Annotated in this window: 12 protein-coding genes; 9 read left to right on the top strand and 3 right to left on the bottom strand. The window is 63.6% G+C overall.

Annotated elements, in window-relative coordinates; translation table 11 throughout:
* Positions 1 to 32 precede the first annotated feature (32 nt).
* Entirely contained in the window at positions 33 to 2081 is a 2049-nt protein-coding gene (locus tag DQG19_RS14505; protein ID WP_157974521.1) for a hypothetical protein, read from the top strand.
* Positions 2078 to 4342, top strand: a complete 2265-nt coding sequence (locus DQG19_RS14500) for an FHA domain-containing protein (protein WP_116126994.1) — start codon at positions 2078 to 2080, stop codon at positions 4340 to 4342. The genes DQG19_RS14505 and DQG19_RS14500 overlap by 4 nt, the downstream gene beginning before the upstream one ends.
* Before the next feature lie 101 nt (positions 4343 to 4443).
* Here DQG19_RS14500 and DQG19_RS14495 read toward each other — a convergent pair whose 3' ends face one another.
* Positions 4444 to 5325, bottom strand: a complete 882-nt coding sequence (locus DQG19_RS14495; RefSeq protein WP_116126993.1) for a hypothetical protein — start codon at positions 5323 to 5325, stop codon at positions 4444 to 4446.
* Between the two features lie 353 nt (positions 5326 to 5678).
* Here DQG19_RS14495 and trmD point away from each other — a divergent pair, with 353 nt between their 5' ends.
* The 7 genes from trmD (at position 5679) to DQG19_RS14460 (ending at position 13981) form a co-directional block, all read left to right on the top strand.
* Complete coding sequence (gene trmD / locus DQG19_RS14490; RefSeq protein WP_116126992.1) at positions 5679 to 6374, top strand: tRNA (guanosine(37)-N1)-methyltransferase TrmD; 696 nt, start codon at positions 5679 to 5681, stop codon at positions 6372 to 6374.
* A gap of 85 nt (positions 6375 to 6459) precedes the next feature.
* Entirely contained in the window at positions 6460 to 8505 is a 2046-nt protein-coding gene (gene uvrB, locus DQG19_RS14485; RefSeq protein WP_116127112.1) for an excinuclease ABC subunit UvrB, read from the top strand.
* Positions 8506 to 8639: 134 nt separating this feature from the next.
* Entirely contained in the window at positions 8640 to 9491 is an 852-nt protein-coding gene (locus DQG19_RS14480) for an EboA domain-containing protein (protein ID WP_116126991.1), read from the top strand.
* Positions 9492 to 9584: 93 nt separating this feature from the next.
* Positions 9585 to 10487, top strand: coding sequence for a TatD family hydrolase (locus DQG19_RS14475; protein ID WP_116126990.1), 903 nt, complete (start codon positions 9585 to 9587; stop codon positions 10485 to 10487).
* Positions 10488 to 10497: 10 nt separating this feature from the next.
* Positions 10498 to 11373 (top strand): UbiA-like protein EboC, encoded by an 876-nt coding sequence (gene eboC, locus DQG19_RS14470; RefSeq protein ID WP_116126989.1) that lies wholly within the window; start codon positions 10498 to 10500, stop codon positions 11371 to 11373.
* A 49-nt stretch (positions 11374 to 11422) separates the two neighbouring features.
* Positions 11423 to 12580 (top strand): metabolite traffic protein EboE, encoded by a 1158-nt coding sequence (gene eboE, locus DQG19_RS14465; protein ID WP_116126988.1) that lies wholly within the window; start codon positions 11423 to 11425, stop codon positions 12578 to 12580.
* Positions 12581 to 12583: 3 nt separating this feature from the next.
* On the top strand, positions 12584 to 13981 hold the full coding sequence (locus DQG19_RS14460; protein WP_116126987.1) for an alkaline phosphatase family protein: 1398 nt from the start codon (positions 12584 to 12586) through the stop codon (positions 13979 to 13981).
* Here DQG19_RS14460 and DQG19_RS14455 read toward each other — a convergent pair.
* Positions 13945 to 14808 (bottom strand): endonuclease/exonuclease/phosphatase family protein, encoded by an 864-nt coding sequence (locus DQG19_RS14455; protein ID WP_198661754.1) that lies wholly within the window; start codon positions 14806 to 14808, stop codon positions 13945 to 13947. The genes DQG19_RS14460 and DQG19_RS14455 overlap by 37 nt on opposite strands.
* Before the next feature lie 2 nt (positions 14809 to 14810).
* Positions 14811 to 15875 carry a rhodanese-related sulfurtransferase gene (locus DQG19_RS14450; RefSeq protein ID WP_116126986.1) on the bottom strand — a complete coding sequence of 355 codons (1065 nt, stop codon included), beginning with the start codon at positions 15873 to 15875 and terminating at the stop codon, positions 14811 to 14813.
* Between the last annotated feature and the right edge of the window lie 17 nt (positions 15876 to 15892).

Raw genomic sequence — 15892 nt, 5'->3', positions numbered from 1 at the left:
ACGCCCAGTTTTCGCGGCCGTTTCGGGCATCCGTGCAGTTACCCGGAATCAAGGAGCCTTACCTGGTCAGTTTCAACCAACGGTACGAAGTTGAGGAAGGGCAGGAAACACCGGATGGGAAGATCCTGCTGAACGGGCCGCCGGTTGCTATTCTGGCGTTTCGTGATTTCACCGTCGTGGGCAAGGACAGCAACGTCATCCCGCTGGTCTCGGCCCGCATCGAACTACCGGAGGTGATTCCCGGGGAGACGGTCTTTCTCCGCTACGGATTGGAGGATAACTTTACCCCGCCCTTTCTTATTGATTCTGCACGGCTGGCAACGGTGACGGCCTCCGTACTGATCTCCTACGACGGCGTAGAAGTTAGGCGGGAACCCATCGAACTGGGGCGGGAATTTCGCTTCCGACCCCTTCCGCAAGCTACGGGGCCGGAACCGGCGGCGGCGACCGCGTCCGCCACGGTCACGGACCCGGTAGCCGCTGTACCGGAAGCGGTGCCCCCCGCCCGCCCGCCGTGGGAGGTGGATTTTGACAGACTGCCCGCCGAGGCGTACGTACAACGCTGGCCGGAGAAAACGGAGTTCGTGCACCGGGCCCTCGCGCGTATTCTTCTGCGCCCGCAGGTGAAAGAGATTAGTACCAACGTCTACGAACTCACCTTCCGCAACGTTCGCGCCGTGCGGCTCGACAGCGTCACCGGAGGAACGGCGTACGAAACCCGGCTGAACGAAGCACTTCCGCCCTTCGGGCACCGGCTCGTGGTAGCGGTGTCGGATACCGGCGTGTACCGCCTCCACCTATCCGACAGTACGAAGATCAAGGCCAGGACCGTCGTGCCGCTGGATAACCTGCTCGCCGGAGACTTCCGGACCACCGGCGACACCGTTCACTTCGCCTTTCGTGGGGGCACCCCGCCGTACCTGCTGCTGTTCCTCCGCGACGGGGTCCCGGTAACGGATAAGCATATCGGTACCGACACTTCCTGGACCGCCACCATGGCCCAGTTGCGTGATATCGTAGGGCGGGGCGGGGACTTCCAGCTCGAACTTACCGACGACCAACGGGCGGTATCCTGGAATTTCGGTCGGCAGGTGCTACAGGTGCCCGTGGAAGGGCGTAAGAAGTCGGATCCGCTGGTACTGGTGCTGGTCGGTGCCGGCCTGCTTCTGCTAGGTAGCTGGCTTGGTATCAGAGGTTTCCGAAGGAGCCGCCGCCGCCGGAAGATTCAGGAAAATATCCGCAGCCCGGATATCAATACGGGTACCGCCGGCACTGCACCTGCGCGCCCGCCCGGACAGCGGCAACCGTCGTCCCCGGCAATTCAATCGACGGTGTATCCACGTCGCCGCAAGCAGCGCGGTTCCCCAACCGTAGTCCCCGCGGGCTTCCGCGTGACGAAGCGGGCCTATTCGGGTGCCGTCAACGGGACCTTCAACCCCGATACCGAACCCGAGAAATTCCTGTCTTTACCGATCATGGACCTTTGGGCGAGGACCCGCATAACGAGCCTCTTATTCGGCAAGGAGGCGATACTGGTCCTCGATGAATTCCTTCGCCGGGAAAACCTCAGCAAGATCATCCGGGGCGGCGACCTGGCCCACCCGGGGGGCTGGGAGCGGAACGAGGACATTCCCGAGATCGGGGGTATGCTCATGGGGCAGTACCGGCCGGAATCCGGCGGTCCCGGCTACCGGGTTTCGGTAGAGCACTTCGTGCCGCTGGAAGCCCGCCACCAGAACATAGTAAAGATGGAGATCGATCCCCTGAGCCTAGCTCGCGATCTCGGTCGGGCCCAGGATGACTACCCCGACCTCACCGTGGTTGGCTGGTTCCACACCCATCCCGGGCACGGACTCTTTCTTTCCCAGCCGGACCTGAAGGTGCAGTACGGACATTTCCGTGAACCCTTCCACTTCGCGATGGAGATCGACCCGCTGACCGAAAACCTGGATACTGCCTTTTTCACCTATCTCCCCGAAGGGGTCATGAACAACCGCGATACCCGCAGGCCGGGCAGCAACTGGCTCTCCTGGCGGGAAATAGAACGATTCACCCGCCGCAACACTACCACACCGCTATGAGTGCCCCCATTCGTATCCTCCTTTTCCTGTGGGCGTTTGTCGGGCCCGGCCTGCTATCGGCCCAGGGCCCCTGTGCGGCCAGTATCCAGCTCGTCGACGTGCAGGTTGACCCCGGGGCTGCCTTTGTTCCGCTTAGGTTACTGGCGGTCGACGAATCCTGCGGCGCAATGCAAAACCTACAGGCCGGCGACCTGGACGTCCGCGAACAGATCGGCGCGGGGCCCGCACTCCCCGTGGAGGTCATGCGGGTGACCCCCAATCCGATGTACGATACCCTTGACCTCAAGCGCGAGCCGATCGATGTGCTTTTTTTGGTCGACGTGAGCAGCCTGGGCAGCCCGGCCGCGAGTGCCGATATGATCCGCAGCTTTCTCGACCGCTACGGTAACCGGAACGCAACATATACGCTACAGACCTTCTCCGATATCGTTCATCCGGCCCGGGCGCTGTCGCCGGAGGAGCCCTCCGCGGTACTCGATGACCTCGGCAGGCAGGGCGGGGAACCGCACCTGCACGCTGCCCTGATCGGGGTACTGCGCGAGCTGGCCACGCGGCCGTCCAAGCAGTTGCTGTTCGTCTTTTCCGGTGGGGAAAACCGGCCGCCGGACTACGGGGAGCGTCCCGTCCTGCCGCCGCGGAAGGAAGACGTCTTCGGGATGCTGGAGAACCTCGGGGACAGGCTCTACCTGTTTACCATCTCGAGCTCCGCGGCGGCAACGGCCGGGGGCGGCAGCCCCTCGTCCAACCTGATGCGCGAGCTCCCCGCATTGACGACCCGGACCGACGACGGCTACGCAGAGGGTAAGTTGCCCGATGCGGTCGACGATATTTTTGGCTCGGATCGCCGGCTGTTGAGTACGCATACCGTCGAGATCAACTCCAACAACAAGAAATTTACCGGCCAGCAGCGACGGTATTTCGTTCGGGATGCCAATAACGCGGATGCGGAACCTACCTCCGCGGGGGTGGTGCTCGGGAGCGTGATCACGCCGGTGACCCTCGGTCCCGGTATAGGAACTTCACTACTGGTGCCTACCCTCATCGGGCTGGCGGGCGTGGGGGGGATGCTTGCCGTCTTCTACTTCCTGGTGCCGATGCTGCGTCGGCAGCGCTTCCAGAAGGAGTTCGTAGTTCCGTATCAGCCACAGGCGGGTCGGCACATCCTGGATCCGATGACGCGGGAGCCGATCCCCGCCGGGGAACCCGTGGTCAATGTGTGTGAGATGCTGGTGCCCCTGCAAACCTGGCGAGACTGTGGCGATCAGTGTCCTCACTTTCCGGGGTGTACCAACAACAACCTCCAGTGCGATGGATCCGGGCGCGGCCACAGCCTGAATTTCTTTGCGTTACACGGCGTGAACCGCAGGCTCAACTGGATCTGGTTCGGCGCGCTGGGCGGCTTCGTGGGCTGGTTACTCTACGCCCTGGTCGACGGACTGGCGGGCGGGTCGATCACCGCATTCACCCGGGAGGTATCCGGCTACCGAAATGCGGAAGCCCTCGTGGGTGATGTGCTATCGGGGGCCTGCTTCGGGCTTGGCCTGACGCTGATGCTGTCGATAATGGAGGAGCGCTCCCAATCGCGGCGGCTGTCGGTAAGGCGAATTCTTCTCCGGACTCTCCTGGGCGGGATAATCTCCATCATTGCGTTCGGGGGCGGCGTGATGTTACTGGGAAGTGGGATCGTCGCCCAGCCCCTTTTCGCCTTTGCCCTGTCGTGGGTGGTATTCGGACTCGGTCTCGGTATTGTACTTACGCTGCGCTCGAGTATCGAACGCAAGCGTGGTATTGCCGGTGGCCTGCTGGCGGGTGTGACGGGCTTTCTGGTATACTGGCTGAGTCTTACGCTGGTCGGGGATGAAATGGTTCCCAAGGTGATCAGCCTGCTCGTTTCGGGAGCCTTGCTCGGCCTAGTACTGGATACCGTGGTTGAGCTCGCCGAGAGTTACGAGATCGAGTACGTGGCTCCGTCCAATTACCGCCGGCGGGTACCCCTGAGCAAGTGGCTCAAGAGCGACTGGAACATTATGATCGGTACCCAGCCCGGCAGCCAGGTGTACGTGAAATGGCCGGACGAGGACGTCCTCCCCGAACACGCGCAGATCAAGCTCGACGGCGGCCGCGTGTACCTGTTCCCGCACGGGGAAACGCTGATCAACGGACACATCATCAACGGACAGAAACGGACACAGCTCGAAAGCGGAGATACCATCCAGTTGGGCCGGCGTAGCGTAACGCAAATGCGATTTTGGGAGCGGTAACCGCTTAGCAGGCAGCCGGGGGGGGCACCTACCGCAAGGCGACATAACAAGTGAGCGGCCGGGGGGATGTCCTACCTGAGGCATACCCATCTCCGCGTCCCCTATTCGATGTTCTCGAGTGCATTTTCGATCACTGCTACTTGCTGCATGATCTTGCTGGCCAGTTCCTCTTTCTTGCTTCGGGTTACGATGATCCCACTGGGCAATTGCCGGGAAATGGACTCGATTTCGGTGACCGCCGCGTTGATCGTAGCCTTTTCCTGCTGATAGGAAACCGGTTCGGCGACCGGGGTGTTGGCACCCGCCAGTTGGGTGGTCAGGCGCTCGATCTTGATGTCCTTCAGCTGCAGCTTTTGCTCGGCAAGGTCCAGTTGGGCCTGTAATTTATCGATGTCCGTGCCCAGCTCCTTGTCCTTTTCGGCCAGGGCCTCGCTCATTTCCCGTTGGTCTAGGGTTTGGACGCTGTACATTTCCCGCTGGTAGATGAAGTAGGATTTCGTTAGCTGGTTAAGTTCCTTAAAGAGCGTAATGACCGGCAGCAGGTCGGCTTCCGACAGTTCCGGCCGGCCCCGCAGTTTGCCCTGTTCCGCGGTGATCGCGTTGGAGTACACTTCAAAATCGCGGTTGATGGCGATGTTCCAGGTGGCAAACACCCCGGCTCCCATGTCCTGTCCGGGGATAGCTTGGGAGGTGATCTGGAAGAATTCCTTCTTGCGCTCCTCCTGGTCCGCCAGGAGGAGGGCCGTGAGCGAATCCACCGTCCGCAGGAAGTTGTTTTGCGCCCGGAGTTGCGCGGTGGTCGTGTCGGCCCGGGCTTCGACCGCGGCAATGGTTTGCTGGTTGACACCCTGATTAATGTCTCCGGTCCGGCCGGTGTAGTACCCGATCAAGCCGGAGAGGAGCAGCGGAAGGGTGGCGGCAAGAATGAAGTCCCGCAGGGAGGTGTCGCGTTTCTCCTCGCGACGGGAAATTTTGACGGACATAGTAGTTCGTTAAGCCCGCTTCCACCCGGGTAACTGAGCGGAGTGAGGGATTGATGGTGGTCAGTGGACCAGGCTCGTTTTCGGGTCCGATCCTTTGTGCGCCGTTACGGGAGAAGCACACCTGCATACAGAAGCGTCCGTCGGACGGACCTAACCGAACATGGCTGTTGCTAAAGGTAGAAGCCGGCGGGGCGGGGCGGGATAACCAGATGTGGGTATTTGGCCTAACTGGCCGGTCGACTAGTCGACCGGCCACTACTCGTACGGACCACTAGTACGGCACCCCGGTCTACCCCCGGTGGACTCCGGTTAAGTTTGTGGAGGTGCCGCCCGCCCGACACTACCTTCGCGCCATGCACATCGACATCATCAGCGTAGTCCCCGAACTGCTAGACAGCCCGCTGTCGCACAGTATCCTGCAGCGGGCCCAGGATAAGGGCCTCCTCACCGTACGGGTCCACGACCTGCGTCCCTACGGACTGGGCAAGCACCACAGCACCGACGATTACCAATTCGGCGGCGGGGCCGGCATGGTCATGCGCTGCGAACCCCTGGCCGCCCTCATCGACGAGCTGCGGGAGCAACGCAACTACGACGAGATCATCTACCTCACCCCCGACGGCGAGCGCCTTACCCAGCGGCGCGCCAACCGCCTGAGCCTGCAGACCGACCTCCTCATGATCTGCGGTCACTACAAGGGCATCGACGAGCGCATCCGGGAGGAGTACGTCACCCTCGAGATCAGCATCGGCGACTACGTGCTTTCCGGTGGGGAACTGGCCGCCGCCGTTCTCGTCGACAGCATCGGTCGCCTACTGCCCGGCGTCATCGGAGACGAAACGAGCGCCCTCACCGATACCTTCCAGGACGACCTGCTGGCTCCACCCGTCTATACCCGCCCGGCCGAGTGGCGCGGCAGGGAAGTGCCGGCCATCCTCCGCAGCGGCAATACGGGGGCCATCGAGGAGTGGCGCCACCAACGGGCCGAGGAGCGGACCCGCGCGCGCCGGCCGGATTTGTTGAGCGATACCGACCCGGTGGCGGACTGACCTGTCTGCGTGCCTGTCCCGTGCGGGGCGGACCCAACAATTTGTTTTCCCGCCGGTTCCCCAAGTGCCCAATTCCCCCAAGCCCATGGCCTTTCAGATCACCTCGAAGTTTGACCCCACCGGAGACCAGCCGCAAGCCATCAAAAAGCTGGTGCACGGGGTAGGGGAGGGGGAGCGCGCCCAGGTTCTGCTCGGCGTTACCGGCTCGGGCAAGACCTTCACCATGGCCAACGCCATCGCCCAGCTCAACCGCCCTACGCTGGTGCTGACCCACAACAAGACCCTGACCGCCCAGCTCTACGGTGAGTTCAAGGAATTTTTTCCCGACAACGCCGTCGAGTACTTCGTCAGCTACTACGATTACTACCAGCCCGAGGCCTACATCTCCGGCTCGGATACCTACATCGAGAAGGACCTGGCCATTAACGAGGAAGTAGACAAATTACGCCTCCGCGCCACCTCCAATCTCCTGAGCGGGCGCCGCGACATCATCATCGTCGCCTCCGTATCGGTGATCTACGGTATGGGCAACCCCGAGGACTACAAGTCGGGCATAATTCGCCTCGAAGTCGGGCAGACGAAGAGCCGCAACGGTTTCCTCTACGACCTCGTCGACAGCCTCTACAGCCGCACCGAGACCGACTTCCGCCGCGCCACCTTCCGCGTACGGGGGGATACCGTGGACATCAACCTGCCCTACGTCGATTTCGGCTACCGCGTGGTCTTCTTCGGCGACGAGATCGAGACCATTGAGCGCATCGAGATCGAGACCGGCAAACGCATCGAGTCCATGCGCAACGCCGCCATCTTCCCCGCCAACCTCTACGTCGCCCCCAAGGAGCGCATCAACGGCATCATCCGCAACATCGAGGATGAGCTCTACGAGCAGGAACGCTACTTCGAGCGCGAGGGGCGCCTCCTGGAGGCCAAGCGCATCCACGAGCGTACCAGCTTCGACCTCGAGATGATGCGTGAGCTCGGCTACTGCAACGGCGTGGAGAACTACAGCCGCTTCTTCGACGGCCGCCGGCCCGGTACCCGGCCGTTCTGCCTGCTGGACTACTTCCCCGACGACTTCCTCATGATCATCGATGAAAGCCACGTGACGGTGCCGCAGGTGCGGGGAATGTTCGGGGGCGACCGCGCCCGCAAACTGAGCCTGGTCAATTACGGCTTCCGGCTGCCCTCCGCCATGGACAACCGCCCGCTCAACTTCACGGAGTTCGAAAGCCTCATCAACCAGGTGGTCTACGTATCCGCCACCCCCGGCGACTACGAGCTCGAGCAGACCGGTGGCGAGATCGTCGAGCAGCTCATTCGCCCTACCGGCCTGCTCGACCCGCCCATCGAGATCCGCCCCAGCCTCAATCAGATCGACGACCTCATTGAGGAGATCGACGAGCGCCGCAAGGTCAACGAGCGCGTACTGGTCACCACCCTCACCAAACGGATGAGCGAGGAACTGACGAGCTATTTCGCCAACATGAACATCAAGGTCCGCTACATCCACTCCGAAGTGGATACGATGGAGCGGGTCGAGATCCTGCGCGACCTCCGCCTCGGTGAGTTCGACGTGCTGGTGGGCGTAAACCTGCTGCGGGAGGGCCTGGATTTACCCGAGGTGTCGCTCGTCGCCATCCTCGACGCCGACAAGGAAGGATTTCTGCGCAACGAGCGCAGCCTCACCCAGACGGCCGGTCGCGCAGCCCGCAACAGCAACGGCCTCGTCATCTTCTACGCCGACGTCATGACCGATTCCATGCGCCGCACCATCGACGAGACCAACCGCCGCCGCGCCATCCAGATCGCCTACAACGAGGAGCACGGCATCACCCCCGAGACGCTGGCCAAGTCGCGGGAGGAGATCATCAACCGCAGTACCATTCTCGATATCCGCGGCCGCAAGGCCCGACAGGCCTACGTAGAATCTACCCAGCCCAGCCTGGCGGCCGATCCCGTACTGCAGTCGATGTCCCGCGAGCAGGTCGAACTCGCCATCCAGGAAGCCGAGCGGAAGATGAAGAAAGCGGCTAAGGAACTCGACTTCATGAGCGCCGCCCAGTACCGCGACGAGGTGTTCGCCCTGAAGGCCAAACTCAAGCTGGGCGGTATGGCGTTGAAGGAGAATTAAGGCCGGGGACGTGAACGTAAGGGACCGGCCAGGCGGGGCGTCCGGGGGCGAAGGAGGCAACGTGCCTTACCTTTGACCCGAACCCGAACCCCGTACTCCGTAACCACACATTAAAGAACTCACATCCCCCCTTCATGAACGGGACCATCCACCACATCCTCCAACGGCACCTGTCGCCGGAAGGCAACCGCTGGCTCGAGGGAAAACTTTCAACCATCGAGGACCAGGCCAAGCCCCGCACCTTTTATCTCGCCTTCGGGGCCTGCCCCCGCTTTCTGGGCAAGCAGGACATCCGGTTCTCCGAGGCGGAGTACAGTTCGTTCAACGCCGTCTATCCCAACTTCGCCGCCACGCCCTGGTCGACCGACGAGCTCGGCCGCATCCTGCTGATGTGCGCGCTGCCCCACGCGGAGAATCAATCGATCCTGGACGAGCTCTTCGTCAGCGCCGACTACCGCGAACTGATGGCCCTCTACAAAGGGCTGTACTTCCTGGGCAATGCCCAGGAATTCACCAGCCGTGCCCGGGAAGGGTTGCGTACCAATATGGTCGGGGTCTTCGACGCCATCGCCCTCGAGAACCCCTTTCCGGCACAGTACCTCTCCGAGGAGGCCTGGAACCAGATGGTGTTAAAAGCTATGTTCATGCAGCGGCCCATGCACCGCATCTACCGCATCGCCGACCGCAAGAATCAACCCCTGGCGGAGATGTTCCTTGACTACGCGGAAGAACGCCGCTCCGCCCACCGCCCCGTAAGTCCCGAACTGTGGCGCTTCGTGGAGGGCTTCGTCGGGGAGCGCGCCCTGGGCGCGCTGCAGCAGACCGTGACGGAGGGCAACGACCTAGAGCGTCAGGCCGGGCTCAAGGTGCTGGTCACCAGCGATTATCCCCCCGCGCGGGACTGGCTGGCCGGCTCGGGCCACGCCACCGACGACCTGCCCAGCTGGAACGCCATCGGCCGCCGGCAGGCGGAGCGCATGGTCTAAGTTGTTCGGACACATACTAACGGCGGCTTGTGACGTTCCCTTACTATTATGTTCAGGCGGCGCCCGGTCGCCCCAGTCAACCCCCCCGTTTTTATGCAGTTTATCGATCCCCACGTACACATGGTATCGCGCACCACCGACGACTATGAGGCCATGCGCGCGGCCGGCGTCGTAGCCCTGATCGAGCCGGCCTTCTGGCTCGGACAGCCGCGTACCGCCATCGGCAGTTTCCGCGATTACTTCAGTACCCTCATCGGGTGGGAGCGTTTCCGCTCTTCCCAGTTCGGGATCCGGCATTACTGCACGATGGGCTTGAACTCTAAGGAGGCCAACAACGAGGAACTGGCCGAGCAGGTCATGGAGCTGCTGCCCCTCTACGCTACCAAGGAGGGCGTGGTAGCCATCGGCGAGATCGGCTACGACGACCAGACCGCGGCCGAGGACAAGTACTTCCGCCTGCAGATCGATCTGGCCAAAGAACTGGACCTGCCCATCCTCATCCATACCCCCCACCGCGACAAGAAGAACGGCACCTACCGCAGCATGGACGTCCTCGAGGAACACGGCTGCGACCCCACCAAGGTCATCATCGACCACTGCAACGAGGAGACCGCCCAGGAGGTCCTCGACCGCGGCTACTGGACGGCCTTCACCATCTATCCCGGCACCAAGATGGGCAATGCGCGCATGGTCGACCTTATGAAACACTACGGCCCCGAACGTATCATCGTCGACAGTTCCGCCGACTGGGGCATCAGCGACCCGCTTTCCGTGCCTAAAACCGCCGCCCTGATGCTCGAACGGGGCATCCCGGAGGCCGACGTCCGCCAGGTCACCTACCAGAATGCCCTCACCGCCTACGGGCAGAGCGGGCAGATGAAGGAGTCCGACTGGCTCGATGCGCCAGACATCGACCGCGACCAGCTTTTCAGCGGCAACAGCGTGCTGCGCAACGGCCGCAAGACCACCTCCGCCGACAACATCATCGAAAACTAAGTAGCCCGGTATGCCCCTGCGCCCGTACCTGACGCTGTTGCGTCCCGCCAACCTCGTAACCGCCGTCGCCGACGTACTGGCCGGCGCCAGCGTGGCGGCGGCCGTATCCGGCCACTGGAGCGAGGCCCTGCCGTGGCTGTGCCTCGCGACCCTCGGTCTCTACGGGGGCGGCGTGGTCTTTAACGACGTCTTCGACGTCGACCTCGACCGCATCGAGCGCCCCGAACGGGCCCTGCCCAGCGGGGAAGTGACCCTGGCCTCGGCCATCCTACTGGGCGGACTCTGCCTGCTGGGCGGAATCGGCTTGGCGGGGATCGCCGGCGGGGACAGTGCCGCGATCGCGCTGGCCGTGGCCGCGCTGGCGCTCCTCTACGACGCCCGCGCCAAGCACCACCCGGTGTTCGGGCCGCTGTTTATGGGCCTGTGCCGGGGCGGCAACCTGCTCCTGGGCATCAGCCTCAGTGCCGCCGCCCTTCATGCGTACTGGTGGCTCGGCGTCCTGCCGGTGGTGTTCATCGCCGCTATCACCCTCACCAGCCGCGGCGAGGTCGGCGGCAACAACCGCGCTTCCATACAGCTGGCCCTGGCCCTGGACACCGCAGTAGCCGTCGCCCTGCTGCTCATCGGACGGTTCACGCTCGCGGACCTCGGTCCGGCCCTTCCCTTCCTGCTGCTTTGGTACGGGATGAACGCCCGGGCGAAGGTCGCCGCCATCCGCGAGAACCGGCCCGACCGCATCCGCACCGCCGTCAAGACGGGGGTGCTGTCATTGATTCCCCTGAATGCCTGCCTGGCCGCCGCCTTCATGGGCCTGCCCGCCGGGGGGCTCGTGCTGCTCCTGTTGCCGCTTTCCTACGGACTGGCCCGCTACTTCTCGGTAACCTGAGGGCACCACCGGCCGTCCCCACTTTCTCCGCACCCGCGTTCCCGCCTCTATGAAGATCCGCTCCGCCAGCCACCTTACGTACTGTACGAATATCCACCCCGGTGAAAGCTGGCCGGCCGTCTTCGACAGCCTGCACCACGTGCTGGCGGTGAAGCAGCGCGTCAGCCCCGATGCACCCTTCGGCATCGGCCTGCGGCTCTCCGCGCGGGCGGCCGAGCAACTCGGTACGCCGGTCGCCATGCGCGAACTGCGGCGGTGGCTGCACGACCACGACTGCTACGTATTCACCGTCAACGGCTTCCCGTACGGGGGCTTCCACGCTACCCGCGTCAAGGACCAGGTCTACGCCCCGGACTGGCGTACCCGCGAGCGCGTGACCTACACCAAGCAGCTGTTCGATATCCTGGCGCAACTGCTGCCGGAGGGCCTCGACGGCGGCGTGTCCACGTCGCCGCTCTCCTACAAACCGTGGCTGACGGCGGGGCCGCAGGTGCAGGGGGAGATCGTGCAAATGCAGCGCAACGTGGCTGAGGTGATTGACTACCTCGCCGAACTGCGGCGGCGGACCGGAAAGGACCTGCACCTGGACATGGAACCGGAGCCCGACGGCCTGCTCGAATCCAGTGCTGAGTTCATCGCCTTCTTTCGTAGCCTGGCCCGGGGCGAGCGGGAAGCGGACGTCCGGCGCCACCTCGCGATCTGCTACGACGTATGCCACTTCGCCGTCGGCTACGAGGCCCCCGCCGACGCCCTGTCCGCCCTGGAAGAAGCCGGCGTACGGATCGGCCGCCTGCAGATCAGCGCCGCCCTGCGCGCCGACCTCACGGGCGACCGGCAGCGGGTGCGTGACAGCCTCCGGCCCTACGACGAGCCCGTCTACCTCCACCAGGCCGCCCTCCTGCGCGCCGACGGTACGGTGGACCGCTTCCCCGATCTGGCCCCCGCCCTGGCTATGCTGGGTGACCCCGACTACCGCGAGCTGCGCACCCACTTTCACGTGCCGATCTACGCCGACCGCTACGGCGTGCTGACCTCCACCAACGATACCATCCGGGAAACGTTAGCGCTGTGGAAGGCACGTCCCTTTACGCCCCACCTGGAAGTGGAAACCTATACCTGGGACGTGCTGCCCGACCACCAGCGGCTCGGCCTCGACGACTCCATCGCCCGGGAACTCCAGTGGATACGCCGCCAACTAAACGACTAGCCTATGCGACCGACCGCCGTCATCGATATCGTGGGACTGAGCTCCGACCTCATCGGACCCGATACGCCCTTCCTCAGCCGCTGGAGCGGCACGCGCCGCGTCACCGTCGTGGACCCCGCCCTGCCCGCGGTGACCACGACCGCCCAGACCAGCTACCTCACCGGCAAGTACCCCCGCGACCACGGCATCGTCGCCAACGGTTGGCTCTTCCGCGACGAGATGGAACTTAAGCTCTGGCGGCAATCAAATCACCTCGTGGAAGGACCCAAGCTATGGGACCTGGCCCGCGAGCGGGACCCCGACTTCACCATCGCCAATATCTGCTGGTGGTACGCCATGTACTCCGGTATGGACTATACGGTCACCCCCCGGCCGCAGTACCTCGCCGATGGGCGGAAGATGCCCGACTGCTACACCTTTCCCATGCCGCTGCGGCACCGCCTCACCCAGGAACTGGGGACCTTCCCCCTGTTTTCCTTCTGGGGCCCGCGGACCAACATCGTCAGCAGCCAGTGGATCGCGGATGCCGCGCGCCTCGTCCACCAGTGGCACGCGCCGACCATGAGCCTCGTCTACCTGCCCCACCTCGACTACAACCTTCAGCGCCACGGCAAGGACCACGCCAGCGTACGCTCGGACCTGCGCGAGATCGACAAGGTGGTGGAGGGCCTCATCAACTACTACGAGGCGAACGGGGTGGAAGTGACCGTCCTTTCCGAATACGGAATCACCAATGTCGACCGCCCCGTCCACATCAACCGGAAGCTGCGGGAGGCCGGGCTCATCAGCGTGCGTGAGGAGCGGGGCACGGAATTGCTCGACGTGGGTACCTGTCGCGCCGTTGCCCTGGCCGATCACCAGATCGCTCACGTGTACGTACGGGATCCGAAGGACATCCCCCTCGTGCAGGAATTGCTGCGGGACGAGCCCGGGATCGAGCACCTGCTGGATGCCGACGGCAAACGGGAGTGGAAGGTCGACCACCCCCGCGCCGGCGAACTGGTCGCGGTGGCCGACGAGCGCAGCTGGTTCACCTACTACTACTGGCTCGACGACGCCCGCGCGCCCGACTACGCGCGGACCGTGGACATCCACAAGAAGCCCGGCTTCGACCCGGTCGAAATGTTTCTCGATCCCGATAAGAAGCTGATGATCCCCCGCATCGGCCTCAAGGTAGCCGGCAAGAAACTAGGCTTCCGGACGCTCATGGACGTGGTGCCCCTGCGGGCAGAACTGGTGAAGGGCAGCCACGGTCGCCTCGGCGGCCGCGACGGGGACAAGCCCGTCTTCATCAACCGGCAGGAGGCGCCGGGAAGATTGGCGGCACCGGACGTTTTCGACTACCTGCTGAAGGGTATTTTCGATCAGGGCAGGACCACGTCCGCCATGACCGGAAAGTGATCGGAGGGGAAGCTCCGGTTGACGGCGTCCGTCAGGGCAGCGTACCGCAGTACCCGTACCCCCGGGGACGTCATGATGTAGTCGATGCGCCGGTCCGCCGGCGCGTCGTAGTCAAAGCCGGTGAAGGTGCCGACCGGCCCCAGCCGCACGGGAGCCTGCTGGTAGGCATCCTGGAGTGTGCCGGTGAGAATGCCGATCGCTTCGGTCTCGGGCGTCAGGTTCAGGTCGCCGGTCACGACTACCGGTAGGTTGTCGCGGTTGAGCTGGCCGATCATGTTGAGCAGCAGCCGCGCGCTTTCTACGCGCGCCTGATCGCCGACGTGGTCGAAGTGGGTATTGAAGGCCATGAAAGACTCCCGCGAGTCGCGCCGGCGGAAGCGCGCCCAGGTGACGATCCGCGGTAGGGCGGCGTCCCATCCCGTCGATACCCGGCCCGAAGTGGGGGAGAGCCAGAACGTGCCGCTGTCCTCTACCCGCAGCCGGTCCTCGTTGTAGAACAGGGCGGAATACTCTCCGTCGTCGCCCCCGTCCCGGCCCTCGCCGACGTAGTCGTAGCCATCTAGGTTACGGCGCAGGTAGCGCAGCTGATTGGCCAGTACTTCCTGGGTGCCGAGGATGTCGGGGTGGTGAAATTGTACTTGGCTGACCAGCAAATCGCGGCGATTGTCCCAGCGGTTGCTGCCGTCGTTGGGACTGTCGTAGCGGATGTTGTACGACATCACCGTCAGGGTATTCTCGCGGGCGGGACCCCGGCCGGTGACGCACGAGGCCAGTAGGGCGCAAAGGGCGAGCGCGGTCATGCCGCGCAGGAGATAGGAAAGCTTCATACCTAGGAAATGTCCGGACCGGTCTGGGGTTCGCTTTCCCGGCGTGGCGGCATCGCTTTCCCATACCGCTGCCCGTTGAAGCTATGGTGGGGAGCTTCCCGCGCCCGCTCGTCGGCCGGCAGCCGGTTGAAGTCGCGACACGCTACCGAGCAGCAGTTTTCGTGGACGGCGGCGCAGTTCGGGCACTGAATGAAGAGGATGTGGCAGGCGGTGTTGGCGCAGTCGAGCTGCCGGTCGCTGGGGGTGCCGCACTGGTGACAGCGGCTTACCACGTCTTCGGTGATCCGCTCGCCGAGTCGCTCGTCGAAGACGAAATTCTTACCGATGTACTTCTTCTCGAGTCCGTCCCGCTCGCACTGCCGGGCATACTCGATGATGCCGCCGTCCACCATGCTCACGCGATCGAATCCGCGGTGCAGGTAGTAGGCGCTGGCCTTCTCGCAGCGGATGCCGCCGGTGCAGTACATCACGATCTCGCGGTCTTTCTTGTCGGCCAGCAGGTTCTCGACCACGGGCAGAATGTCGCGGAAGTTGGTCACCTGCGGCCGGATGGCCCCCTCGAAATAGCCGACCTCGCTTTCGTAGTGGTTGCGCATGTCCACGACGATGGTTTCGTCGCGGTCGAGCAGTTCGTTCACTTCGCGGGCGCTGAGGTGGCGGCCGCGGCGTGTCACGTCGAAGGTATCGTCTTCCAATCCGTCGGCGACAATTTTCGGCCGTACCCGGATGATCAGTTTCAGGAAGGACCGCGCCTCCGCCTCGATGGCAATATTCAGTCGCGTACCGTTCAGGAAGGGGACGGCGTAAAGGGCATCCCGGAAAGCGTCGAGGTTGGGCGTGGGTACGGAAAGCTGCCCGTTGATCCCTTCCGTAGCCACGTAAATGCGGCCTAGTACGCCGAGTTCGGACCACTCCCGGTAGCACGCGTCGCGGAAGGCCGCCGGATCGTCGATCCGCGCGTAGCGGTAAAAGGATAGGGTGGTGCGGGACACCGTCTCGGCGTCGAGGCGGGCCTGCAGCTCTTCCCGGGAGAGGAGGTTGCGGAGTTCGTGCGGTGTAGGTTCCATACGCGGCCGCAAAGATA

Source organism: Lewinella sp. IMCC34183 (assembly GCF_003390915.1).
Classification (GTDB): Bacteria; Bacteroidota; Bacteroidia; order Chitinophagales; family Saprospiraceae; genus Neolewinella.
Note: the sequence above shows the minus strand (reverse complement) of the source record. Positions and strands in the feature narration are given on the sequence as shown.